Annotated in this window: 19 protein-coding genes; 17 read left to right on the top strand and 2 right to left on the bottom strand. The window is 59.6% G+C overall.

What is annotated here, in order from left to right; all coding sequences use genetic code 11:
* Positions 1–67 precede the first annotated feature (67 nt).
* From AAGQ88_RS11525 to AAGQ88_RS11510, 4 genes are all read left to right on the top strand, one after another.
* On the top strand, positions 68–376 hold the full coding sequence (locus AAGQ88_RS11525) for a hypothetical protein (protein WP_342655412.1): 309 nt from the start codon (positions 68–70) through the stop codon (positions 374–376).
* Between the two features lie 88 nt (positions 377–464).
* Complete coding sequence (locus AAGQ88_RS11520; protein ID WP_342655411.1) at positions 465–812, top strand: hypothetical protein; 348 nt, start codon at positions 465–467, stop codon at positions 810–812.
* A 460-nt stretch (positions 813–1,272) separates the two neighbouring features.
* Positions 1,273–1,536: a hypothetical protein gene (locus AAGQ88_RS11515; RefSeq protein ID WP_342655410.1), complete on the top strand. Its 264-nt coding sequence runs from the start codon at positions 1,273–1,275 to the stop codon at positions 1,534–1,536.
* A gap of 37 nt (positions 1,537–1,573) precedes the next feature.
* A complete protein-coding gene (locus tag AAGQ88_RS11510; RefSeq protein WP_342655409.1) occupies positions 1,574–1,897 on the top strand; it encodes an immunity protein Tsi6 family protein in 324 nt (107 codons plus the stop codon).
* 124 nt (positions 1,898–2,021) lie between these two features.
* On the opposite strand, the gene AAGQ88_RS11505 is transcribed toward AAGQ88_RS11510, so the two are convergent.
* Together AAGQ88_RS11505 and AAGQ88_RS11500 are read right to left on the bottom strand one after the other, a co-directional pair.
* Positions 2,022–2,957 (bottom strand): DUF6508 domain-containing protein, encoded by a 936-nt coding sequence (locus AAGQ88_RS11505; RefSeq protein WP_342655408.1) that lies wholly within the window; start codon positions 2,955–2,957, stop codon positions 2,022–2,024.
* Positions 2,958–3,077: 120 nt separating this feature from the next.
* A complete protein-coding gene (locus AAGQ88_RS11500; protein WP_342655407.1) occupies positions 3,078–3,278 on the bottom strand; it encodes a hypothetical protein in 201 nt (66 codons plus the stop codon).
* A gap of 374 nt (positions 3,279–3,652) precedes the next feature.
* Here AAGQ88_RS11500 and AAGQ88_RS11495 point away from each other — a divergent pair, with 374 nt between their 5' ends.
* The 13 genes from AAGQ88_RS11495 to tssM all read left to right on the top strand — a co-directional run bounded on the left by AAGQ88_RS11495 (position 3,653) and on the right by tssM (position 22,716).
* Positions 3,653–4,402, top strand: coding sequence for a hypothetical protein (locus AAGQ88_RS11495; protein ID WP_342655406.1), 750 nt, complete (start codon positions 3,653–3,655; stop codon positions 4,400–4,402).
* A gap of 68 nt (positions 4,403–4,470) precedes the next feature.
* On the top strand, positions 4,471–5,004 hold the full coding sequence (tssB, locus tag AAGQ88_RS11490; protein WP_093458283.1) for a type VI secretion system contractile sheath small subunit: 534 nt from the start codon (positions 4,471–4,473) through the stop codon (positions 5,002–5,004).
* A 14-nt stretch (positions 5,005–5,018) separates the two neighbouring features.
* Positions 5,019–6,521: a type VI secretion system contractile sheath large subunit gene (gene tssC / locus AAGQ88_RS11485; RefSeq protein WP_093458282.1), complete on the top strand. Its 1,503-nt coding sequence runs from the start codon at positions 5,019–5,021 to the stop codon at positions 6,519–6,521.
* Between the two features lie 25 nt (positions 6,522–6,546).
* On the top strand, positions 6,547–7,029 hold the full coding sequence (gene tssE / locus AAGQ88_RS11480) for a type VI secretion system baseplate subunit TssE (RefSeq protein WP_285424787.1): 483 nt from the start codon (positions 6,547–6,549) through the stop codon (positions 7,027–7,029).
* Positions 7,029–8,861: a type VI secretion system baseplate subunit TssF gene (tssF, locus tag AAGQ88_RS11475; protein WP_342655405.1), complete on the top strand. Its 1,833-nt coding sequence runs from the start codon at positions 7,029–7,031 to the stop codon at positions 8,859–8,861. Before tssE ends, tssF begins: the two co-directional genes overlap by 1 nt.
* Positions 8,825–9,895, top strand: a complete 1,071-nt coding sequence (tssG, locus tag AAGQ88_RS11470) for a type VI secretion system baseplate subunit TssG (RefSeq protein ID WP_342655404.1) — start codon at positions 8,825–8,827, stop codon at positions 9,893–9,895. The genes tssF and tssG overlap by 37 nt, the downstream gene beginning before the upstream one ends.
* On the top strand, positions 9,892–12,489 hold the full coding sequence (tssH, locus tag AAGQ88_RS11465) for a type VI secretion system ATPase TssH (RefSeq protein ID WP_342655403.1): 2,598 nt from the start codon (positions 9,892–9,894) through the stop codon (positions 12,487–12,489). Before tssG ends, tssH begins: the two co-directional genes overlap by 4 nt.
* Before the next feature lie 39 nt (positions 12,490–12,528).
* Positions 12,529–13,266, top strand: coding sequence for a type VI secretion system lipoprotein TssJ (gene tssJ / locus AAGQ88_RS11460; RefSeq protein ID WP_285424817.1), 738 nt, complete (start codon positions 12,529–12,531; stop codon positions 13,264–13,266).
* A complete protein-coding gene (gene tssK, locus AAGQ88_RS11455) occupies positions 13,259–14,602 on the top strand; it encodes a type VI secretion system baseplate subunit TssK (protein WP_342655402.1) in 1,344 nt (447 codons plus the stop codon). The genes tssJ and tssK overlap by 8 nt, the downstream gene beginning before the upstream one ends.
* Positions 14,599–15,312 carry a type IVB secretion system protein IcmH/DotU gene (gene icmH, locus AAGQ88_RS11450; protein WP_342655401.1) on the top strand — a complete coding sequence of 238 codons (714 nt, stop codon included), beginning with the start codon at positions 14,599–14,601 and terminating at the stop codon, positions 15,310–15,312. The genes tssK and icmH overlap by 4 nt, the downstream gene beginning before the upstream one ends.
* A gap of 30 nt (positions 15,313–15,342) precedes the next feature.
* A complete protein-coding gene (locus AAGQ88_RS11445) occupies positions 15,343–19,266 on the top strand; it encodes a type VI secretion protein IcmF/TssM N-terminal domain-containing protein (RefSeq protein ID WP_342655400.1) in 3,924 nt (1,307 codons plus the stop codon).
* Between the two features lie 31 nt (positions 19,267–19,297).
* Positions 19,298–20,224 carry a type VI secretion system-associated protein TagF gene (gene tagF, locus AAGQ88_RS11440; RefSeq protein ID WP_342655399.1) on the top strand — a complete coding sequence of 309 codons (927 nt, stop codon included), beginning with the start codon at positions 19,298–19,300 and terminating at the stop codon, positions 20,222–20,224.
* A complete protein-coding gene (gene tssM / locus AAGQ88_RS11435) occupies positions 20,221–22,716 on the top strand; it encodes a type VI secretion system membrane subunit TssM (RefSeq protein ID WP_342655398.1) in 2,496 nt (831 codons plus the stop codon). Before tagF ends, tssM begins: the two co-directional genes overlap by 4 nt.
* The last annotated feature ends 129 nt before the right edge of the window (positions 22,717–22,845 follow it).

Raw genomic sequence — 22,845 nt, 5'->3', positions numbered from 1 at the left:
CAAGATTTGGTTCCAAACTAAGCTGATGGACGCGATTGAAACAGATCGACAGCATAGGAAACGGATAGTGAACACAACAGATCTTCAAATTTCAGCACTTAGATTAGAAGAATTACTCATTGCATTTGCAGATAAAGACGTCGAGGCCTCAGCACTATATGCTGATTTGAAGCCGTTGCTGAAACTTGTCAAGGATGAGGTAATCACCACGCCTTGGCAGTGGGGACAGATTCCAGGACGATACCGGTTCAGCGAAAGAGGGCTTCAGGCGTACGAACAGTTAGAGCAGGCGTTTGCAACTTTTTGCATTGAGCTCACGGGAGGTGAGACGCCAGCTCTGAAATGGATGCGTGAATTCAGGTCTCAGGATGACTAGGCCAGCGAAACCTAACCGAAACATCGCCAAGGGATGTCAATATGGCCCACCCTTTTCTCGACCGATTCCTGCTTGCAGCAGCTAAGCGATGACTACAGACACCTTCAAAATATCCGATGGAAAAATATCCGTCCTAGGAAAAGTGCTTTTCCTTCCCCACCCGGTAACCGAGGCCATAACCTATCTAGACTTGATTATCGTGAAGGTCGAATCACCAGCAGGAACTATCTTCAATAGAAACGTATTCGGTTTTTCCAAAAATGGTGAGCTCCGCTGGCAGATTCAAGAAAGCGAGCACGGGACTCAACAGGACAAGCCCTATATCAACATACTTATAAACACAGATGGAGCGCTGCTCGCAGCAAACTGGAACGGCGTCAACTATTTGATCGACCCAGACAATGGAAAGATAACAGTCTATGCGTTTGACAAGTAACCTTGCACGCCGCAAAGACAGAGGGACAGATCTTATGAATCCAGTGAGACATTAGATTATTGATTGAGCTGAAACAAATTTACCACCACCAACGGTGTGAAGAATTTGACAACGGAATGGATGCGATCATTCGTATGATACAAATAAACCCGATCTTCATAGCCTAGAATGGAACCAAGCCTCTTCTATCTACCGAGGTATGGCGGGGTCGAAGTCGGGATTCTCTGACGTGTATGTTGATGGTGACACCGCTGCACAGCGCGTCGCTGCGAATGCCAGGCTTGACGAAATCAGACGAAAGCTATGGGATGTATTCGCATAGCGCTGACGCTTACCGATTGCACTTCGGCCAAAAATTTAACAAAACTCTGGCATTTAGTTGTCGGGCTAGCTCGATCACCACGATACATCCCCGTACCATTGCTACACTCGTGGCGTGGCGAAGACTTGAAGGTCGAGCATGAAATTCACTGACACTTATGTAAACCCCAAAGAATTCTTTTCTCTCGGCATTCAGGAAACGTCCGGCAGATTCTATGTTTCTTTTCCGGTAAGCAACCGGTTAACCGATTACGAAGAGTACTACGCAATAGACCAACAGACGTTCGAATGCTTCCAGAACGATGTGGACGCCGCTGTCGAATTCGTAAACCGATGCCGCCGACATGAACTCGACGAGCTGTTGATACAGAAACCAGGATGGAACAGAGGCACTGCCATCTAGCGTTTGAATGCACGACTAACACCAAGGAACTTACGACTTGAAAAAAGCCATCGATTACATCGACGAAGCCATCAGCATCACGCGGTCGAGACTGGAAACGGGCTCAAGGGACGCCGTGTATTCCGGCCTGCTCTACAACCTTGAATTTTTGACGAAAGTGGTGTTGGGCGTCGAGGCAGACAAAGCTCAACTGCACAGGCTCAAGATCTGTGTCTGGCCGGCAGAAGATTTCCATCGAGATGATCCGGAGCATTCAGATGCACTTGCTATCGTCGACCACATCCGTGACCAGATCGCACGCGGGCTGAAAATCCAGCTACCGGATGGCCAGCCTCCAGAAAGCCTCTCGAACCATCGCTAGGCGGCTCAAAACCTGAGCTGGCGGGGCATCGCAACACTTGATGCATGTCTGGACCAAGCATCGACGGGCGCCCGCTGACAAAAGAGACTGACGAACTTCATCGACTGCTCTCGACGCTTCACTGTCATTTGATTTCGGCACGCAGCACTTGAAGCCTGCGCAAGATATTCAGCACATGACCCTCTTCGATCACCGAGCCGTTGTGCCCATCGCAAAAGCGCTCGCCTCTGAGGCACCAGGTCAACATGCTTTGTATGTCGGCCAGGCTCGCCTGGGCGATATAACGTTCATTTTCGATCATCAATCCGGCGCCATGTTTCAAGTAATCGAAGTCATTCCAGCATTCCTTGGCGACGGCGCGATAAAAATCCTCTACCACTGCAGCGTAAAGAGGCCAATGAGTACCTTCGGGGACCGTGTAGGTTTTGATGGCAACGCCTTTGGGGTAAAGGCGTGGCAAAAACGAAAGCAATTCGTCCATGTCTGTACGCTGAGGGATGGGCTCACTGGGCAACCGGACGTCCTGCATGCGGCGCATCAACAGCACGTTCCCAGATTGCAGTTCAGGGGTGAAGGCACGCACGTAGAAGTCAAAAGACTGGATCTGACCATGAGTCAATTCGTTGTTCGTGTAGGCATGCACGTCCTGTCTGTAACGGCTGAACGCCTCCGACGCGGCGCCATCGGCAAACAGTGAAACCAATGCCGCACACTGCATGAACCAATAGATGTCCAGGGAGCCATCGGTCCCTCTGGCATAGCTCAGGTCGAGCGCTTTTGAATGTAACGCCTGCGCCAGTTCATGCCCCTGAGCACGGCAAACATCGGTCAGCGCTTTGGGATAATGCGCTTGAGCGTGGTCGATGAACGCCAGATAGCGACTGCGTAACGCCTCATTTTCCCGGCGCAGCGGCGGGCACCCGGGCGGCGGCACAAACAAGGGCTGCCGCACCTCGTACGCCGGTAACCCGCTCAAGTTCTCCTGCACACGGTTCGCCTGCGACGCTATGACAGCTTCCTTGCGACTCAAAAAAGCGCTGACGCGACGCAACCATTGCATGGGTAAAACTCCTGTGAAGTATTCGCTGCTACCCGGCGATGTCGATCCATGCCGAGGCTTCAACGAGCTCTCTGGCGGGCTTCAACCCAACACGCAAAACCAGCCAGCTCGATGGCGGCGTTATACCTTGATGCCAATCCCTGCGTAACCCGCACCTGGCAATAACGCTCGTTTTTTGACTCGAATGCGGTTGTCGTCCGACCGGCCGAGCGCCTCGCCACCGCCCCCATTGCCATCATCAACGCCTCCCAAAAAACCAAGTTCAGCCCTTAGTTGACGCTCATCCGTGACGCGCGAGGTGAACCGGTTCACCTTTTTCATCTTTTATTCCCAAATCGTTATGGGATCCAAAAAACCGCCGCAGCCCTTGATTCATAAGGCCTGCAGCGATGTTCATGTGTATCGAAATCGTAACTAGTAGCACTCGGACATCATTGCGATGTGTAACAGAAACGAGAAAAACTTGGCGTCTGTAGGAACTTTCCTACGCAAAATGGTGCCTGAGCTGACGCTACTGGCTAGTCAATATCGATTTGCTAGCACCCCACTTCCACCTATTGTGCGACGCAGTTTCCGCGACGTTGTTGTCCGGTCTGACTTCTCGAGCAGGTGTGCCGGTTGAGAAATGTGTAGCCCTTTCATTGCCCTGTTGTTGGTCGGCAAGTTTGGAGAAAGGGTTCAAGGATGATGTATCGATGACTCAAACGTTTGATGTAGAAGCATTGATCAAGCTGCGAAGCCAGACGCGGGCCATTTCCGATGTGCTCAAAGCGCAGGCTTCTGATTATCTGGCGACGCTGTCATTGCTGATACGCCCGCAAACGCTGTTTGGCGAATACCTGCAAGGCGCCCAGCGCAGCAGTGGTCGTGAAACCCAGCATCACTTCAAAGAACTCAAAGAGCTGTACGACAGAATTGGCGCGGCGTCTCCGTTCCAATTGGTCAATGAAATGGAAGTGCCGCTGAACCTGATCAGCACCACCCCCGAATTGTTTCCCCTCGAATACGACAAGGTGCTGGAACACAGCGGCCAGACCATTCGAATCACCAGCCCGACACGTTGGGTGGTGGGGTTCAACTCGTTCGATCTGGCGCAGTTCCGCAAGGTCATCAAGGACCCGAACCGCAGCAGTGCCGAGCTGTATCGCTTCGTCGTGCATTACCTGGTGCTGTTCTATTGCGTCAGTAAATCACCGGGCCTCGGCCGCCTGTTCGAAGGGCTGCGCTTCCCGGTCAGTTTCGAGCGATTGAAAGATTTCGGCGACCTGCCCTTCTGCGTGATCAGCTCGCCGGTGCGCTCGACGCTGCCGGACGACTCGGTCATTCGCAGCAGCACCCAGATCGCCGGCAACGCCAGTTTCGAGGAGCTGGTGGGCCACGACAGCATCATGGAAATGAAAGATGAGATTCGTCAGCGCCTGCTGATGACGATCGAAGGACTGTAACGCGGCCGGCTCATCGTCGGGCCGACACGCAAACGAATTGCAGCGAGTCACTCGCACAGGAGATCACGATGGCGAAGAAGGAAAGTACCCAGCACAAACTCGACCGCGTTCGCGCCCCTCGGGTTCATATCACTTACGACGTAGACATCGGCGACGCTCAGGAAAAGAAAGAGCTGCCCTTTGTCGTCGGCGTGCTGGGCGATTTCTCCGGCAATCCGCTGGAGCCTTTGCCAAAGCTCAAGGACCGCAAGTTCATCTTCATCGACCGTGACAACTTCAACGGCGTGCTCAAGGGCATCAAGCCGCGTCTGGCGTATCGGGTCGACAACACGCTGGCCAAAAACGGCACGCAGCTGGGCGTCGAGCTCAACTTCAACACCCTGGAAGACTTCGAACCGCAGAACGTGGTCAAGCAGGTCGAACCGCTGCGCAAGCTGCTGGAGGTCCGCAACAAACTGGCCGACCTGCGCAACAAGATGGGCGGCAACGACAAGCTCGAAGAGCTGCTGATGGACGTGTTGCAGAACACCGAAAAGCTGAAAACGCTGGGCAAGGAATTCGGCCGTGAAGCCGCTGTGCCAGCCACCGACGCCAAAGAGTAAGCAGGAGCACGACGATGAACGATAAACAAACCGTAGCTCAGCAGGACGCCGATCTGGTTGAAGTGGAAAACTTCGCGCCACAGTCCTCGCTGCTCGACAGCATCATTTCCGAAAGCCGCGTCGCCCGTTCCGAAACCGAGCGCACCCGCACCCGCGACCTGATCGGTGAGCTGGTGGGTCAGGTCCTCGAAGGCGAGATGACGCCGAGCAAAGACCTGATTGCCGTGCTCGATGCCCGGATCGCCGAAATCGACTCGATGCTCTCCGAGCAGATGAACGAGATCATGCACGCTCGCGAATTCCAGCAGCTGGAAGCATCGTGGCGCGGCCTGAAATATCAGGTCGATCAGACCGAAACCAGCACCACGCTGAAGATTCACCTGCTCAACGCCTCGAAAAAAGACCTGGTGCGCGACCTCAAGGCGTCCTCGGAATTCGACCAGAGCGCGCTGTTCAAGAAGATCTACGAAGAAGAGTACGGCACCTTCGGTGGCGCGCCGTTCGGCATGCTGCTGGGCGATTACGAGTTCAATCGCAACCCGGAAGACATGTACCTGCTCGAAGAGATTTCCCACGTCGCGGCAGCGGCCCATGCGCCGTTCATTTCCGCAGCATCGCCTGAGCTGTTCGGCTGGGACTCGTTCACCGACATGTCCGGCCCGCGCGACCTGGCGAAGATTTTCGACACCGTCGAATACGCCAAGTGGAAATCTTTCCGCAACTCCGAAGACTCGCGGTATGTCGGCCTGACCCTGCCTCACGTGCTGGGTCGTCTGCCGTACGGGCCGGATACCACGCCGGTGGAGGAATTCAACTTCGTCGAAAGCGTCGACGGTCGCGACCACAACAAATACCTGTGGATGAACGCCGCCTACGCCCTGGGCACACGCGTGACCGATGCGTTCTCCCGTTACGGCTGGTGCGTGGCGATTCGCGGCGTCGAAGGCGGCGGTCTGGTGGAAGGCCTGCCGACTCACACATTCAAGACCGACGATGGCGAAATCGCCCTCAAGTGCCCAACCGAAATCGCGATCACCGACCGCCGTGAAAAAGAGCTGTCGGACCTGGGTTTCATTCCGCTGGTGCACTGCAAGGGCACTGACTATGCCGCGTTCTTCGGCACGCAGTCGACCCAGAAACAGAAGCAGTACAACACCGATATCGCCAACGCCAACGCGCGGCTTTCGGCACAGTTGCAGTACATCTTCGCCACCTCGCGTATCGCTCACTACATGAAAGCGATCATGCGCGACAAGGTCGGCAGCTTCGCTTCGCGCAAGGACGTCGAGTTGTTCCTGAACAAGTGGCTGTCCAGCTATGTACTGCTCGACGACACCGCAAGCCAGGAAGCCAAGGCCAAGTTCCCGCTGCGCGAAGCGCGTGCCGAGGTCTTTGAAGTGCCTGGCAAGCCGGGCGTCTACAAGGCCGTGACGTACCTGCGCCCGCACTATCAACTGGACGAACTGACCGCGTCCCTGCGCCTGGTTGCAGAGTTGCCGCAATCCACACGCGGCTGATCGATGTCGTTGCCAGGGAGGCAATATGAGTAGCCAACACAAGCTGTTGCCGTCACTGCTGGACCGGTTGCTGGACGACCGTCCGCACCAGTCCATCGAAGCGTCATCGCAACGCTTGTGTTCGCTGGCCGATTACAAGGCCAGCATCGTCCGTGACCTGGAGATTCTGGTGAACACTCGCCAGTCTCTGGTCGCCGAAGAGCTCGACGGCTTTGCCCAGTTGAGCGGCACGATCCTCGATTACGGCATGCCCGATTTCACCAGCAAGAGTGTGCTCGACCCGCAGGATCGCCTGCTGATTCAGCGCCAGCTGGAGAAGGCGATTTCAGTGGGCGACCGGCGCTTTCGCAGCGTGAAAGTACAACTGCTGGCCCAACAGACCGGCCAACGCATGCTGACCTTTCGGGTCGACGCCGTACTGCGCCTGCAGGATGTGTCGCGTCAGGTTTCGTTTGACGCGGTGCTGCAGGTCAACACCCAGGAATACAAAGTACAGAACCTCAACTGATGCTCGACGACCTGCTCCCCTATTACGAAAAGGAACTGTCGCACCTGCGCTTTCTGGGCCAGGAGTTCGCGAGCCAGTATCCGAAAATCGCTTCACGGTTGCTCATCGAGGGCGATAACTGTGAAGACCCGCATACCGAACGTCTGATCGAGGCGTTTTCGTTTCTGGCTGCCCGCGTCCACAAAAAACTGGATGACGAGTTTCCGGAGATCGTCGAGTCGTTCCTCGAGGTGCTGTACCCGCACTACCTGCGCCCTACCCCGTCGATGTCCATCGTCGAGTTCAGCATGGGCAAGAGCAAAAATGTCACTGAAGCGTACCGCGTCGCCCGGCATACCGAGATTCACGCCAACCCGGTGGACGGCGTGGTGTGCAAATTCCGCACGTGCTACCCGGTGGAGCTCTGGCCAATCGAGGTGCAACAGGCCTCCTTCGTCGAGATGGAACGTTCGGCTTTCAACGGCCACAGCGCCGATCTGGTGGCCCGTCTGCGTGTCAGTCTGGGCACGACCACCGACGCGCTGTTCGGCCAGATGGAAATGGACAGCCTGCGTTTCTTCCTCGATGGCGAAAGCACCTTGATGCTGCAGCTCTATGAGTTGCTGTTCAACAACCTCGCCAAGGCGACGGTCACCTTCGAGGACGAAGGTCGCAGCCGGGAAGTGGCGCTGCCGGCCGGTGCGCTCAAGGCCGTGGGTTATGGGCTGGACGAAGGATTGGTGGATTACTCGGAACGGTCGTTTCTGGGTTATCGCCTGCTGCACGAGTACTTCACCTTCCCGGACAAATTCATGTTTTTCGACCTGTCCGGCTTTGGCCGCATCCTCGCCGGCAAGGCGCTGGAAAAGGTCGAGATCAACTTCTACTTTTCCGACTACGACCTGAACGACCGCCTGGCGCGGCTGACGCAGAACATCGGGCGCACCAACTTCAAGCTCAACTGTACGCCGATCATCAACCTGTTCCGCCAACAGGCCGAGCCGATCAAGCTGACCCACGCGCAGCACGAATATGCCGTCACCCCCGATGTGCGCCTGCAGTCATCCGCCGAAGTGGTGTCCATCGATCGCGTGCGCCGGGTCAAGAATATCGGCGGCATCGATCAGGTTGCGACCTGCCATCCGTTCTTCGAGCCGCGGGCCGAGCAAGGGCCAGGCAACAGTTTCTGGATCGCCCGCCGTCGCCCGGTGCAAAACCGCCAGAACGATGGCACGAACATGTTCATCCGGGTCGTCGACCGCGATCTGGAACTGATCGACTCCAGCAACGACACGCTGAGCCTCAGACTGACCTGCAGCAACCGCGACATGCCGCTGATGCTGCCCTTCGGCGGCGCGCGTGGCGATTTCAACATTCCGGCCAGCTCGGTGATCAAGGACATCCGCTGCCTGCGCAAGCCCACCGCTTCGGTTCGCGTGCCGCTGGGCAATGGCGTGATCTGGAAGCTGATCTCGCACCTGTCGCTGAACCACATGTCGCTGGTGTCCAAAGGCCGTGAAGTGCTGCTGGAACTGTTGTCGTTGTACAACTACCGCAACACCTCGGCGATCCGTAAGCAGATCAATGGCATCGTCTCGGTCGCCAGCGAGCCGGTGGTGGCGCGCATCGGCCATCCGCGGCCCAATTTCGTTCGCGGCGTCGGCATCACCCTCACCTTCGACGAAAGCCAGTACACCGGCAGCGGTGTGTTCCTGTTCGGCATGGTGCTGGACCATTTCTTCGGTCAGTACTGCTCGATCAACAGCTTTACCCAATTAACCCTACGCACCTTGCAGCGCGAAAAGAGAGTGGTCCAATGGCCCCCGCGAACCGGCGATCAACCCCTGGTCTGATTGACCAGGCACGGGCTGAGCCGCACCGATTCGAGTTCTTTCAATTGGTGCGTTTGCTCCGCCTGCATTACAGCAGAAACGGGCGCATGGACCTGCAGACGCGGCCGCATGAAGATCCGCTGCGCTTTCGTTCGCAGTTGTCGCTCAACTTTCCGGCGAGTGAAGTCAGCGACCTGAAATTCGAGCGCGAAGGCAATGTATCAGCCGCCGGCCTGCCGCTGTCGGAGGTGCAGGTGACGTTCATGGGGCTGGTCGGCCCTTCCGGCGTCTTGCCGCGTCCTTACACCGAACTGCTGATGGAGCGGCACATTCAATACCGCGACGACGCTGCGCACGCTTTTCTCGATCTGTTTTCGCATCGCATGACCACGCTGTTTTACGAGGCCTGGCAAAAGTACAAGTTCTACATCGAGTACGAGCGCACCGGCACGTCGAACTTCGACCGTTACCTGCTCAATCTGGTGGGTTTCGGGCCTCAGGCGCAGAAACAGAAGTTCGCCCCGAACGGCTCGCCGTTGCGTCGGGAGCTGTTCAGCTACTTCTCCGGGATGTTCGCGCAGAAGCCGCGCAACGCACTGAACCTGCAGGTGATGCTCGGCTTTTATTTCTCGCTGCCGTTCAAGGTGAGTCAGTTTGCCGGGCGCTGGCTGAAGCTCGATGTCAGCCAGTGGACGCAACTGGGCCGCAAGAATGCCGTCCTCGGTCAGAGCGCGGTGGCGGGCAATCGCGTCTGGGATTATCAGTCGTGCGTGCGCATCGACATCGGCCCGCTGCAACTGGCCGATTACCAGCGCTTCCAGCCAGGCACACAGGACTACCGAAAACTGGTGGAGCTGGTGCGTTTTTACGTCGGCGCCCAACTGGACTTTCAGATTGCGCCTACCCTCGCGCGCCAGGCCGTGCCCCTCGCCCGCCTGGGTCGTCAGGGCAACGTTGCGCTGGGCTGGCTGGGCTGGCTCAAACGCCCGGACGTCGAGGTCGAGCCTTCCCGCTGTGCCGTTTTCCATATTCCTTTTGATGGGGTCTCCCTGTGAACCTGAAGTCGCTGTTCGCCAAGCTCAACGAAACCAGTCGTACAGCCACGGAAGCCGCCGCCGCACTGTGCCTTTCCGAGCATCACTACGACGTTGAAGTCGAGCACCTGTTGTTGCAACTGCTTGAAGGCAACGACAACGACCTGCCGGCCATTCTTCGGCATTACGACGTCGTGCCTGAGCGTTTGCAGGCGCAGTTGGTCACGGCGCTGGGCACCTTCAAAAAGGGCAACACCCGCACGCCCGCTCTGTCGCCGCACATCACCCGCATGATAGAACAGGCGTGGCTGCTGGCCTCGATCGAGTTCGGTCAGAGCCAGATTCGCACCGGCTACCTGGTTCAGGCACTGCTGGACGACGACGAGCTGCGCCGCGTCGTGATCGGCTCGGCCGCCGAACTGGAAAAAATCAACGCCGACGACCTGCGGGTCAACCTTGCAGCGCTGGTCGAATCAAGCCCGGAATCGCGACTGGCCAAGCCACTGGGCACGTCCGAGGCGAGCGCCGCTCGCCCACTCGCCGGCAACGGCAAGACGCCTGCGCTGGACCAGTACACCGTCAACCTGACGCAGAGCGCCCGCGAAGGCCGTATCGATCCGGTGCTGGGTCGCGAATTTGAAGTGCGGCAGATGGTGGACATCCTCACCCGCCGTCGGCAGAACAACCCGATCCTCACAGGCGAAGCGGGCGTCGGTAAGACCGCGGTGGTCGAAGGTCTGGCGCTGCGCATCGTGCAGGGCGACGTGCCTTCGGTGCTCAAGGACGTGGCGATCCACACGCTGGACCTGGGCCTGTTGCAGGCCGGCGCCGGCGTAAAGGGCGAATTCGAGAATCGTTTGAAATCGGTCATTGAAGAAACCAAGCGCAGCCTGCACCCGATCATCCTGTTCATTGACGAAGCCCATACGCTGATCGGCTCAGGCGGTCAGGCCGGACAGAACGATGCCGCCAACCTGCTCAAACCTGCGCTGGCCCGTGGCGAATTGCGCACCATCGCGGCCACCACCTGGGCGGAGTACAAGAAGTATTTCGAGAAAGACGCCGCCCTCGCCCGCCGCTTCCAGGTGGTGAAGGTCGAAGAGCCGGACGAAGACAAAGCCATTCACATGCTGCGTGGCCTGCTCGGCAAAATGCAGGAGCACCACAAGGTGACGGTGATGGACGAAGCGCTGGTGCAGGCCGTTCGCCTGTCCAATCGCTACATCACCGGACGCCAGCTGCCGGACAAAGCGGTCAGCGTGCTGGACACCGCCTGTGCGAGAGTGGCGCTGGCGCAATCGGCCCAACCCGGCGCGCTGGAAGACTGCAAACGCCTCATTGAAAACGTCGAGGCGGAAATCACCGTATTGCAGCAGGAAGCGTCCAAAGGCAGCGATCATGCTCGTCGCCTCGCGGCACTCAACGAGGAGCTGGGAACCGCCCTGGAGCAACGCGAAGCCCTTGAGCACCAATGGAAACGCGAATTGGAACTGGTCGAGCAACTTGCCCGCACCAGCGCCAGCGAAACGCCCGACGCCCAGGAGATTTCGGCGTTGCGCGCCGAACTCGCAGCCGTTCAAGGCGAACAGCCGCTGGTTCACGCGCTGGTCGACGGCGGCACCATCGGCGAAGTGATTTCCGGCTGGACCGGCATTCCCCTGGGCAAGATGCTGCGTGACGAAATCGAGACCGTGCAGCGCCTGCCGGACCTTCTGGGCGAGCGCGTACTGGGCCAGGACCACGCGCTGCTGGAAATCGGCAAACGCATCAAGATCTCCCGCGCTCGCATGGAAGACCCGAACAAGCCCATCGGCGTATTTCTGCTGTTGGGTCCGAGCGGCGTCGGCAAGACCGAAACCGCACTGGCGCTGGCCGACACGCTGTACGGCGGCGAACGCAATGTCATCACCATCAACATGTCCGAGTACCAGGAAGCGCACACCGTTTCCAGCCTCAAAGGCTCGCCGCCGGGTTATGTCGGCTATGGCGAAGGCGGCGTGCTGACCGAAGCGGTACGGCGCAAACCCTACAGCGCCGTGCTGCTCGATGAAGTCGAAAAGGCCCACCCCGATGTGCTGGAGCTGTTTTTCCAGGTCTTCGACAAAGGCGTGCTGGACGACGGCGAAGGCCGCGAGATCAACTTCCGCAACACCGTGATCATCCTTACCTCCAACACCGGCACTGACCGGATCATGCAGTGGTGCCTGAACGCGACCGAGCAGCCGACGCCTGACGAAATCGTCGAGGGCCTGCGCGACGAGTTGAATCAGGTGTTCAAGCCGGCGTTCCTCGGCCGCCTGTCCATCGTCCCTTACTACCCGGTCAAGGACGCGATTCTGCAACGCATCGTCGCCCTGAAGCTGGAGCGCATCCGCAAGCGTTTCGAGCGCAATCATCAGGCCGTGCTCGGCTATGACGAGTCGCTGGTGGCGGCCATTGCAGCACGTTGCACCGAGGTCGACAGCGGCGCGCGCAACATCGACAACATTTTGTCCAAGACGCTCATGCCCGAGCTTGCCCAGCACGTGCTCGAACGCATGGCTCAGGACAAACCGATTCAACGGCTGGACATCGAACTGGGCAGCGACGGCGACTTCGCCTACCGCCTGACCTGATTCGAGCATTCATAGGTAGTAGTCATGAAGATGCACAACATGGAACGTGCCAGCGCAGGCTGGATCAAGGGTTTCACCGTTCTGACGATGGTGATGGCGCTGACCGCCTGCGGCATTACAGACCGGGCCAGCAAGCGCGTCGACGACACTTGGGCGGGCGACATGCTGTTCGGCGATAAAGAGAAGGTGATCCTGACCTCCGACGGCGGCAATCAGCTCAACCCGGACGACTCGGGAAGACCGCTGTCGGTGGTGCTGCGGGTCTATCAACTCACGGCACTTGAGCGCTTTGCGTCCACCGACGCCGACTCCCTGTGGGACGACCCGCAACGCGCGCTCGGCAACACGCTGATCGACAGCCAGGAAATCACCTTGCTGCCGGGCATGGGTCAGAACAACCAATGGCCGTTGAACAAGGCCACCGGCTATGTCGGCGTTGCCGCCTTCTTCCGCTCGGAAGAAAAGAGCCGGTGGAAAGTCGCCTTCGACGCTAACTCGCTGCGCAAGGACGGGATCTGGTTCTCATCCGATGGTCTGCGTGTGCTGGTCGACAACAACCAGGTGGTGGCCGTACGCGGCGCCGATGTGTTGCGCCAGACGCCAACCGAAGCCCAGATCGCCCGAAACAACGCCCTGCCGCAGGACCCGGCCAACCCGACCCTCGCGCAGAAAATGCAGGACGCGGTGGTTCAGAAAGCCGAGGACAGCGCCGCCGACTCCGCGCAGAAAGGCATGCAGTCAAAATTCGATTCACTCCTGGAAGGCGTTCATGAGTAAGCAGAGCCGTGTGATGTGGTCCGAAGGGATGTTCCTTCTGCCGCAGCATTTTCAATATCAGGACGAGTTCCACCAGCACCAGCTCGCCGAGTCGACCTTGCGCGGCACGCCGTTTCACTGGGGCGTGCAGACGCTGCAGATCGATGAAGAAGCGTTGGCCAACGGCTCGTTGCAGCTCAAACGACTGAAGCTGGTGTTTCCTGACGGCAGCCTGTTCGATGCACCTCAGCACGACCCGTTGCCGGCCGCCAGGGACCTCAGGGAGTTGCTCAAGGGCAATGACTTCAAGGTCTACGCGGCGCTGAAACTGCCCGAGCCATTCGGTCTGAATTACGTCGAGGACGGTCAGGAGCAGAAAAGCGCGCGACGGTTTCGCAAGCAGTTCGACACCCTGCCCGACCTGAACGAAGGGGATCTGGAAAACGAGATCACCAGCCTGCGGCTGAACGTGGTGATGCTGGTCGACGGCGACACGCTGGACGGCTACAGCTACTGCCCGGTGGCGCGACTGTCGCGCAATAACATCGGCGGCTTCAATCTGGACACGCACTTCGTGCACCCCACCTTGCACCTGGGCAATCATGAGACGCTGATCGGTCTGGGCAAACGGTTGCTCGGCGCGCTGCAATCCAAAAGCAAGGCACTGTCAGGCCGGCGTCGCGAACGTGCGGACCAGATCGCCGAGTTCGGCTCCAGCGATGTCACGCTGTTCTGGCTGCTCAATACCGTGAACCGTGCGTACCCGAACCTGGCGCATCTGCTTGCCCACCCACGCCTGCACCCGGAACGTCTTTATCTGTTTCTGGCGGAGCTCGCGGGCGGACTGCTGACGTTCTCGCTGGACACCGAGCTCAACGATATCCCCGAATACGACCATCACGATCCGGCGGCCTCGCTGGTCAAGCTCGACGAGATGATCCGGGTGCTGCTCGATAACGTCATTCCGAACCAGTGCATCATGATCAACCTGACCCAGACCAAGCCATCGTACTGGCAGGGCCAGCTGCACGATCCGCGCCTCGCCGAAGCCGACTTCTATATTTCGGTGCACGCCGACATGCCCGGCTCCAGCCTGCTGGAACTGGTGCCACGGGCCTTCAAGGTCGGCTCGCCGGAAGACATCGAAGTGGTCGTCAACAGCGCGATGCCCGGCGTCACGCTCAATCACTCCACTCGCCTGCCCAATGCGATCCCGGTGCGACTGGACAACCACTACTTCTCCATCGAGCCCCATGGCCGCGTCTACGAACGCATGATGAGCGCCCAGGCCATATCTTTCTACGCACCCAGTGCCTTCACCAATCTCAAGCTTGAACTGATGGCGGTCCTCAAATGAACGAAGCCGTGATGCAAGGCGCAACGACCGCCACTGTCGCAAAACCCACGTTGAAAGATCTGGTGCAGGACTTCATCAGCATGGCGCTGATCGTGCGTCGTGGTCGCCAGGTGACGTCGATCAGCGCTTTCGAAGCCAGCGTCGATGGGTTCTTCACCCAGCTGGAGCGTGACGCACGCAGCGCCAATTACAGCGTCGACCAAGTCAAGGACACGCAGTACGCGCTCTGCGCGTTCCTTGATGAAAGCGTGCTGCGCTCGGGTGACAACGAGCTGCGCCGCCACTTCGAACTGTCGCCCTTGCAGTTCCGCTATTTCGGCGTGCACCTGGCCGGTCAAGGCTTCTTCGAGAAGATCGACTCGCTGCGTGCCGACGTGAAAAACAATCTCGATGTGCTGGAGGTTTACCACCTGTGTCTGGCGCTGGGCTTTGAAGGCAAGTTCGGCCTGAGCGAGAAAGATCAGCTGCGCTATCTGGCCAATACCCTCGGTCAGGACATCGCACGGTACCGCAAGACGCCCAAAGCGCTGTCGCCCGACTGGGCGCTGCCTGATCAGGTCTCGCAGATGCTGCGCCATGAGGTGCCGGTCTGGCTCTATCTGGCGCTCATCGCGCTGGTCTGCGTGTGTGTTTACCTGACGCTGGACTGGCTGCTGGGCAAAGACGTCGCCGTACTGTCAGAACACATCAGCCAGCTGTTCAGTGCCTGAGCAATGGTCAGTTAACCGAGTCAGGAAGACATGAAAACATTACTTCGTGCGTTAAAAAGCTTCTGGTTCCTCATCCTCGCGCTGTGGGCGGCAAGCCTGGTCGTGTGCGGGTTCGTCGCCCCGCGTGTGCAGTGGTCGCGTGAGCAATTGCTCGAAACCATGCTGATCGTCAGCACCTTCTACGTGCTGATCATCGTGCTGCGTCAGTACAAGCGCATCCGTATCGAGCGCAACCTCGAAAACCTGGTGCAGATCGAAGTCGATCGCTCGCTGAAATCCAATGGCGAATTCCGCGACCAGCAGGTGCTCAGAGACAGGCTCAAGCACGCCATCGCCATGCTGCGTGCCGACCGCTCTGCAGGCGGCGGCGGTTCTTCGGCCCTGTACGACTTGCCGTGGTATCTGGTCATCGGCATGTCGGCGGCGGGCAAAACCTCCCTGCTCACCCGGTCGGGCCTGTCTGCCAGCATTGCCAGCAGCCAGAACGACAACGACAGCGGGACGCAGCACTGCGACTGGTACTTCAGCCCCGATGCGGTGCTGATCGACACTGCCGGGCGTTACCTTCGCGACGATCAGTCGGCCAGCGAATTCACCGCGTTCCTGCAGCTGCTGAAAAAGCAGCGCAAGAAGGCGGCGGTCAACGGTTTGGTGCTGGTCGTGAGCCTGCCCGAATTGCTGGCGGCCACTGCCGATGAGCGCGCGCGAATGGCCACCCAGCTGGTCTCGCGCATCGAAGAATATGCACGTTGCCTGGACGCCAACCCGCCGATCTACCTGATGCTGAGCAAGACTGACCAACTGCCTGGCTTCAATCAGGCGTTCGACGGTCTGGACCTCACCGAACGGCAGCAGCCGCTGGGCATGACGTTCGGCCTGTCGGAGATCCGCAGCCTCGGCCTGCGCGCCGTGCTCGACAGCAAACTGGCCAATCTGCACAACGGCATTCAGCGTCACGTCGACGCGCAGATGATCCACCTGGGCGCGGACGCCAACAGCGCGTTGCTCAACTTCCCGAACTATTTCGCCGAGCTGTCGGGCGTGCTCGAGCAGTTCCTCGAGCATTTCACTCAACCGGCCAGTCACGGCAGCCCGCTGTTGCTGCGTGGCTTGTATTTCACCAGTGCGTTGCAGACCGACCAGCAATTGAGTCAGGTGTACGAGGACGATCTGGCGGAGTCCTTCGCGCTGCTGCCGGGTCAGGATCCTCTGACCGTCGGCGAGGCAAGCGGCAAAAAGGTCGGCGACCGCAGTTACTTCATCACCGACACCTTCCGTCGCGTCATTTTTGCCGACCGTGATCTGACCCGCTATCAGTCGCGCACCGGCCGCGACACCTCGCTGAGCCCGGCCGTGATCGCGCTGGCGGCACTGGCCGGCCTTGCCTTCATCGGCTGGCAGGCGCTGGCATTTCAGAACAATCGCGCGTGGATCGCAGCGCTCGAACAGAAAATCAGCGACCTGAACGCAGCGCCCGATCGTGACCAGCGCATGGCGGCAGGCGAAGGCCTGGAGCTGCTGCGCGATCAACTGACGCTGATCGAAAAACATCGCGCCAAAGGCGTACCGCTGCAACTGAGCGCAGGCCTGTACCGCGGCGACGATATCTTCGCTGCCGCCGAGTCGGCGTACCTCCAGCAACTGCGCACTCAGGCGCTGGAGCCAGTGGCATTGAAGCTGCAAATGCAGATGCGCACGTTCAACGAGTTCGCCAAGTCCATGGACCCTCAGAACGACTTCCCGGCCACCGCCGGCAAGGCGACCGGTAAAGCCGGCAAGGGCCAGAAACTGATCGAACGGGGCGTGCAGAACCTTGCCGCCAACGCAGGCAAACCGACGCTGAGCAGTATTCCGCGCAGTGCCGGCGATGCGGGCAACCGGCTCAAAGGCATGGCCAGAGGCGCCGCCAGCAAAACCCGCGACGGCGCCATGGCCGACCTGCGCAACCCTGCGACCGCCAGTGACGCGGCCGAACTTTCGGCGACCACTGGCGGACTGTCGCTGTCCGAGGAAATGCTCGGGCGTCTGGATGAGCAGCAGGTGGCGTCGATCATCGAATCGTACAACTCGCTCAAGCTGTACCTGATGCTGACGCAGCCCGGTGCCCATCCGGACCCTGAATTCGTCAGCGCCGCGCTGCCGGTCGCCTGGGCCAGCACCTCGACCGAGGCCAGCCCGGTCAGCGATCAGGTGATCCAGGACAACGCGCCGATGTACGTGCAGTTGCTCAAGAACGGTCAGGCCCCTGCCCTGCCGCGCAACGAACAACTGGTCGACAGCACGCGCAAGAGCCTGAAGTCGTTCATGATCTCCAGCTCGCTGGTGGACCGCGAATACCTTCGCCTGCAGCTGGAATCCAGCCGTCAGTTCCCGGCCATCAGCCTCAACGATCTGGTGCCACTGCCCGGCCGCCAATTGCTCTACGGCAGTGAAGCGGTGCCGGCCATCTTCACCCGGCAAGGCTGGGACGGCTTCGTCAAACCGGAGTTGATCAAGCTGGTCTCGGGCAATCTGCGCAACGAATCCGACTGGGTGCTCGATGGCGAGGGCGGCGACAGCATCGTTCAAAAAGCCAACTTCATGCGTGAGTTCATGGCGCGTTACAAACGCGACTACGCGCAGGTCTGGTACGCCCTGCTCAACGGTGTCGGCGTTCGGCATTTCACCGACATGGCCAACGCCACCGAACAGCTGTCGTTGCTCAGTGACGTGCAGAACTCGCCGGTCAAGATCCTGCTCTCGGCGGTCAATGACAACACGCAATGGGACCTGCCTGCCCCGCGTGAAACGCAGCAACCTGGCAGCACGCCGCAAGACACGTTCTGGGGCAAGGTGACCGGGCTGTTCGATGATCCGCAGAAGTCGTCGATGGCGATGCTGTCGCCGCTGCCGCCGGTAGACGACGGCAGCCTGTCGAAACGCTTCGAGCCGGTGTCCCGCGTGTTCGCCGCGCAGAACTCCGAGGGTGCCGACAGCACGATCATGGATCGCTATCTGGCGGCACTGCGCAAGCTCAAGGTGCGGATGAACAACATCCAGCGTTCGCAGGATGTGGGCAAGAGCAGCAAGCAGCTGATCAGCGAAACCCTGGAAGGCCAGCCAAGCGAAGTGACTAACGTACGCAACTACGTTGAAACCACTGTCGACACCAGCCAGGGCAGCCTGTCGGCTTCGCTGCAGAGCCTGTTCAGCCTGCCGATCCAGTTCGCCTGGGAAACCCTGCGCGATCCGGCCGGCCAGCAGATCGCCAAAGCCTGGGCGCAGCAGATCGCCAAGCCGTGGGAACAGGTCATGGCGCACCGCTACCCGATTGCCGCCGGCAGCCGCAACGAAGCCTCGGTCAAAGACCTGCAGCGTTTCGTCGATCCCGAATCCGGCCTGCTGCCGAACTTCAAGCGCAACGAAATCGGCAACCTCTCCGGCGGTGAAGGCCTGGGCATGAGCAGCGGCGCCAAGGCTGCACCGCTGGTCAATCCGAACATGGTCAACAGTATCGACAAGGCCAGTTCTCTGGGCGAAGTGATCGCCAGCCTGTCGGACAAGGAAAACGGCTTCGAAATCATGCTCGAACCGTCGGCCTACTTCACCGACATCATCTTCACCCTGGATGGTCAGGAGCAGCATTACCGCAACGGCAAAACCAGCTGGAGCCGTTTCTCCTGGCCGGGCACGACCACGGCACCGGGCGCACGTCTGGATGTGGTCACGCTGACCGGCGAGCGCATCACCGTGTTCGATTACCCGGGCCGCTGGGGTTTGCTGCGGATGAACGACAGCGCCCGTGTGGATGATCTGGACGGCATTCAACAACGCTTCAGCTGGAGCACCGCCAACGGTCAGGTGAGCCTTGCCGTGCGCAACTACGGCGGCGTCAAGCTGACCGACCTTGCCAACGTCAAGGCGCTCAGCGCGTTGAACACCTCGGTCAACGTTGCGGACGGGCGAACCAAGTGAGCTGGCACGCCTTGAACCTGAGGATTGGCCGATGATCGGTTGCTTCGGGAAAATACCGGCCAGCGCCGACTTCGTCAGCCTGCATGGCGCCGCTGACGAGGTCTGCGAATTCGACGGCTGGCTGCAGGATTCGCTGGCGTCGATTCATCCGCGCGAGGACTGGCGCAAGCTGTTCGATCGCCTGCCGGTGTGTTTCTTTTCCTACCGTGCGCGGTCGGGCAACTGGCTGCTGGGCGGACTGATCAGCTCGATGGACGCCAGTCAGCGACGCTATCCGTTCTTCATTTTCCAGACGCTCAAGGCGGTGGAAAATGAACGTCTGATCAACCCGTTCACGCTGAGCGAATTGTTCTGCGCGCAGATCAAGTCGCTGCTGCACCTTGGCGTGCAGGGTGAACAGCCGGCGCTGCTGTTCGAAAAAATCCGGGCGCTGCGCCCGTTGCAAGGTCAGGACTTCGCGCTGTTCCGCCAGGTGCATGAAAAGTTTCTGCGCAACTTCAACCTGCGCGACATCAGCGACGCGTTGAAAAACTCTTACCCGGAGTTCATTACCCACGCGGTGCTGACCCGGCTGCATGCTCTGCGCCGCCCGCTGCATCACGCCGATGCGCCGAGCGTGTGCCTGCCCTTGCCCGCCGAGCGCGGCCTGAAAAACCCCACCGCGGATCTGTGGGTCGACTGGCTGACACGCCTGAGTGTGAACCGGGTATCGCCGCAGGTGAGCGTGCTGGCCGATGACTTCATGCGCCCGAAGCTGTTCTGCTTTCCGTCCCGAAGCGCCCACAGCCTGTACGCCGTGCTGACCGGCAACGGCGACAGCACGGGCAACTATGACGTACTGGCGAACTTCGCGACCTTCGACGAACACCATCGGCCGCCGGAATTTCCTGACTCCGAATGCCCCCTTTATGACGTCATCGACCGTTTTGTCGACGCGCCGGATGTGAAGTCTGTATGAACAAGATCAAGTATTACTTTCTGCGTTATCAGCCCTACATTCTGGGGATCTGTTTCTTTCTGACGATCTTCGTGGTGTGGGCCATCGGGCGCGCGCTGGACTTCAATTCCCTGCACAGCCTGCTGGCCGGTATCGGTCTTTTCCTGGTCCTGTCCGCCGGTTACGTGCTGCTGCTCTATCGCGGCGCTTCGCGGCACCACAACCTGGAAGGCCTGCTGCGCGATGACGCCGATCAGGCGGTGCTCAACGCCAGCCCTGCCGACCGCGAAGAAGTCAGCCTGCTGCGCGAACGTCTGTTGCAGAGCATCGACCGCCTGCACAGCAACAAGCCCCGCGGCACCGCCAGCAAGGACGCGCTGTACGCACTGCCGTGGTACCTGGTGGTGGGCCAGCCGGCCGCGGGTAAAAGCACCATGCTGTATCAGTCCGGCCTGAATTTCCCGTATGCCGAACGCGAAGGCGTGCGGGTCGCCGGGCTGGGCGGCACGCGCAATTGCGACTGGTTTTTCAGCTCCGAGGCCGTGCTTCTTGACACTGCCGGGCGCTACATGAACAACCAGGAAGAAGCCGGCAAGTGGCGCGCGTTTCTCCAGTTGCTGCGTCAACATCGCCAGCGGCGTCCGCTCAACGGGCTGATCGTGACGGTGAGCATTCATGACATCCTGCAGAGCTCGGTGGAGGATCAGGAGCGCCTTGCCAAACGTCTGCGCGAGCGCATTCAGGAAACCCACTCGTTGCTGGAAGTGCGCCTGCCGGTCTATCTGGTGTTCACCAAATGCGACCTGGTGCCGGGCTTCAGCGCCTTCTACCGGCGCCTGGACGAGGTCGCCCGTGGCGAGGTGATGGGCAAGACCTTCACGCACAAGGATTACGAAAAGGCCGATTGGGGTCAGCGCTTCGGCGTCGCCATGGACGAACTGACCCGGTACTGGCAGGAAGTGGCCAGTCAGCAACTGGTGTTGCAGGACATTCAGATCACTCGGCAGGACTCCGCCGTCTACCGTTTCCCGCTGGAACTGGCGGCGCTCAAGCCCAGGCTGCAGCAGTTCGTCGATGCCCTGTTGCGCGCCAACCCGTACCAGAACGCGGAACTGCTGCGCGGCTTCTATTTCACCAGCGCGCTGGACGCCGACGCGCCGGAACTGGGCGGCCACACTCGCCAGGTCAGCGAGCGTTTTCACCTTCAAGCCGAGCTGGCGAGCGCCAGCGGCAACGCGCAACCGCAGCCGCTGTTCATCAACAGCCTGTTTCGCAAGGTCATCATTCCGGACCAGCATCTGGTCGCGCTGTACACCACCAATTTCCGCGAGCGTCGCCGCAAGGCGGCGTGGGTGGGCGGCGCCAGTCTGGTCGCGCTGCTGCTGTGCAGTCTGTGGGGCTGGTCGTACTGGAACAACGCGTCCGCCATCGAAACATTGTCGTCGGAATTAACCGCAGCAGCGGCGCAGGACAAAGCCACGCCGCAGCAGTACACGTCCTGGCAGACCCTTGACCGGCTGCGTTTCTGGACCGCCGATTATTACGCGCGGCATCACGATCAGGGCGTTCCGCTGCGCCTGCGTCTGGGCCTGTACCAGGGTTACAAAATCGAGCCAGCATTGCGCAGCCGCTACTTTAGCCGGCTTGAAACCGTGATGCTCAAGCCGACCGCCGACAACCTGACCCGGTCGTTGTATCTGCTGACCACGATCAAGGTGTATCAGCGCAACGCCAAGGACCTGATGCCGGTCACCGGCGTGGACAGCGTCGAGCCCCGAGCCCTGCCGGCCGATAACCGCGCTCAGTCGATTGCCGACTTCGGCAAGGCCACGCTGGAGACCTACGTGATGTTGTCACGCTCCCAGCGCGAGAAGGCAGACCCGGCGTTCCTCAAAGCCAGAATTCCGGATTATTGGTACCCCGCCATCGCACGACAGACGGGCAAAAACATGACGGCCTACGCGGTCGCCCCGAATGCGGGAACCGACTACGAGCTCGCCAGCCGCCAAGTCAATTTCTACAGCGATCAGATCCACGAACCGGACGTGCCGAGGATCCTCGACAACGCGTTCCTGACGTCCAGCTCGCGCAATTACATCAACAGCCTGCTGTCGCAGTCGCTGCGTTCGATCGAGACGATCACCCTTGAGTCGGACACGCTGTTCGCGTTTGCCCGCGCTGATTTCCAGAGCCTGAAAACCGAGGGCCAGAGCCAGCTGAGCGCAATCGCCGGCAAGCTGCTGAGCACCCCGAACATCGGCAAGATCATCATCGCCGGCCACGCCGACCAGTTGGGTGACCCGCAAGGCAACCTGCAGGTGTCCAGGCAACGTGCTCAGACCATCAAGACCTATCTGGTCGGCAAGGGCGTGCCCGCCGAACTGGTCGAGGCCGTGGGCGAAGGCAGCGAGAAACCATTGGTCAAGTGCGACATGCAGTTGCCAAGGCCGCAACTCATTCAATGCCTGGAGCCTAACCGACGGGTGGAAATCGAGGTGCGCGCGCTCAACTGAGTGGGCGTACCGCTCAGAAGAAACCGGCGCCTGAGCCTCTGCGTGCGGAGGCTGAGGCAGCGGCAACAGACCTCTCTTGAATGATCAAGGAGGTCAAATCAAGGGGCTGAGATCTGGCCGCAGGTAAGG

It is taken from the genome of Pseudomonas sp. F3-2 (assembly GCF_038804275.1).
Classification (GTDB): Bacteria; Pseudomonadota; Gammaproteobacteria; order Pseudomonadales; family Pseudomonadaceae; genus Aquipseudomonas.
Note: the sequence above shows the minus strand (reverse complement) of the source record. Positions and strands in the feature narration are given on the sequence as shown.

Coding starts and splice junctions, on each gene's coding strand:
- AAGQ88_RS11520 (WP_342655411.1), top strand. CDS start 465: ATGACTACAGACACCTTCAAAATATCCGATGGAAAAATATCCGTCCTA.
- AAGQ88_RS11515 (WP_342655410.1), top strand. CDS start 1,273: ATGAAATTCACTGACACTTATGTAAACCCCAAAGAATTCTTTTCTCTC.
- AAGQ88_RS11505 (WP_342655408.1), bottom strand. CDS start 2,957: ATGCAATGGTTGCGTCGCGTCAGCGCTTTTTTGAGTCGCAAGGAAGCT.
- AAGQ88_RS11500 (WP_342655407.1), bottom strand. CDS start 3,278: ATGAAAAAGGTGAACCGGTTCACCTCGCGCGTCACGGATGAGCGTCAA.
- AAGQ88_RS11495 (WP_342655406.1), top strand. CDS start 3,653: ATGACTCAAACGTTTGATGTAGAAGCATTGATCAAGCTGCGAAGCCAG.
- tssB (WP_093458283.1), top strand. CDS start 4,471: ATGGCGAAGAAGGAAAGTACCCAGCACAAACTCGACCGCGTTCGCGCC.
- tssC (WP_093458282.1), top strand. CDS start 5,019: ATGAACGATAAACAAACCGTAGCTCAGCAGGACGCCGATCTGGTTGAA.
- tssE (WP_285424787.1), top strand. CDS start 6,547: ATGAGTAGCCAACACAAGCTGTTGCCGTCACTGCTGGACCGGTTGCTG.
- tssF (WP_342655405.1), top strand. CDS start 7,029: ATGCTCGACGACCTGCTCCCCTATTACGAAAAGGAACTGTCGCACCTG.
- tssG (WP_342655404.1), top strand. CDS start 8,825: ATGGCCCCCGCGAACCGGCGATCAACCCCTGGTCTGATTGACCAGGCA.
- tssJ (WP_285424817.1), top strand. CDS start 12,529: ATGGAACGTGCCAGCGCAGGCTGGATCAAGGGTTTCACCGTTCTGACG.
- tssK (WP_342655402.1), top strand. CDS start 13,259: ATGAGTAAGCAGAGCCGTGTGATGTGGTCCGAAGGGATGTTCCTTCTG.
- icmH (WP_342655401.1), top strand. CDS start 14,599: ATGAACGAAGCCGTGATGCAAGGCGCAACGACCGCCACTGTCGCAAAA.
- AAGQ88_RS11445 (WP_342655400.1), top strand. CDS start 15,343: ATGAAAACATTACTTCGTGCGTTAAAAAGCTTCTGGTTCCTCATCCTC.
- tagF (WP_342655399.1), top strand. CDS start 19,298: ATGATCGGTTGCTTCGGGAAAATACCGGCCAGCGCCGACTTCGTCAGC.
- tssM (WP_342655398.1), top strand. CDS start 20,221: ATGAACAAGATCAAGTATTACTTTCTGCGTTATCAGCCCTACATTCTG.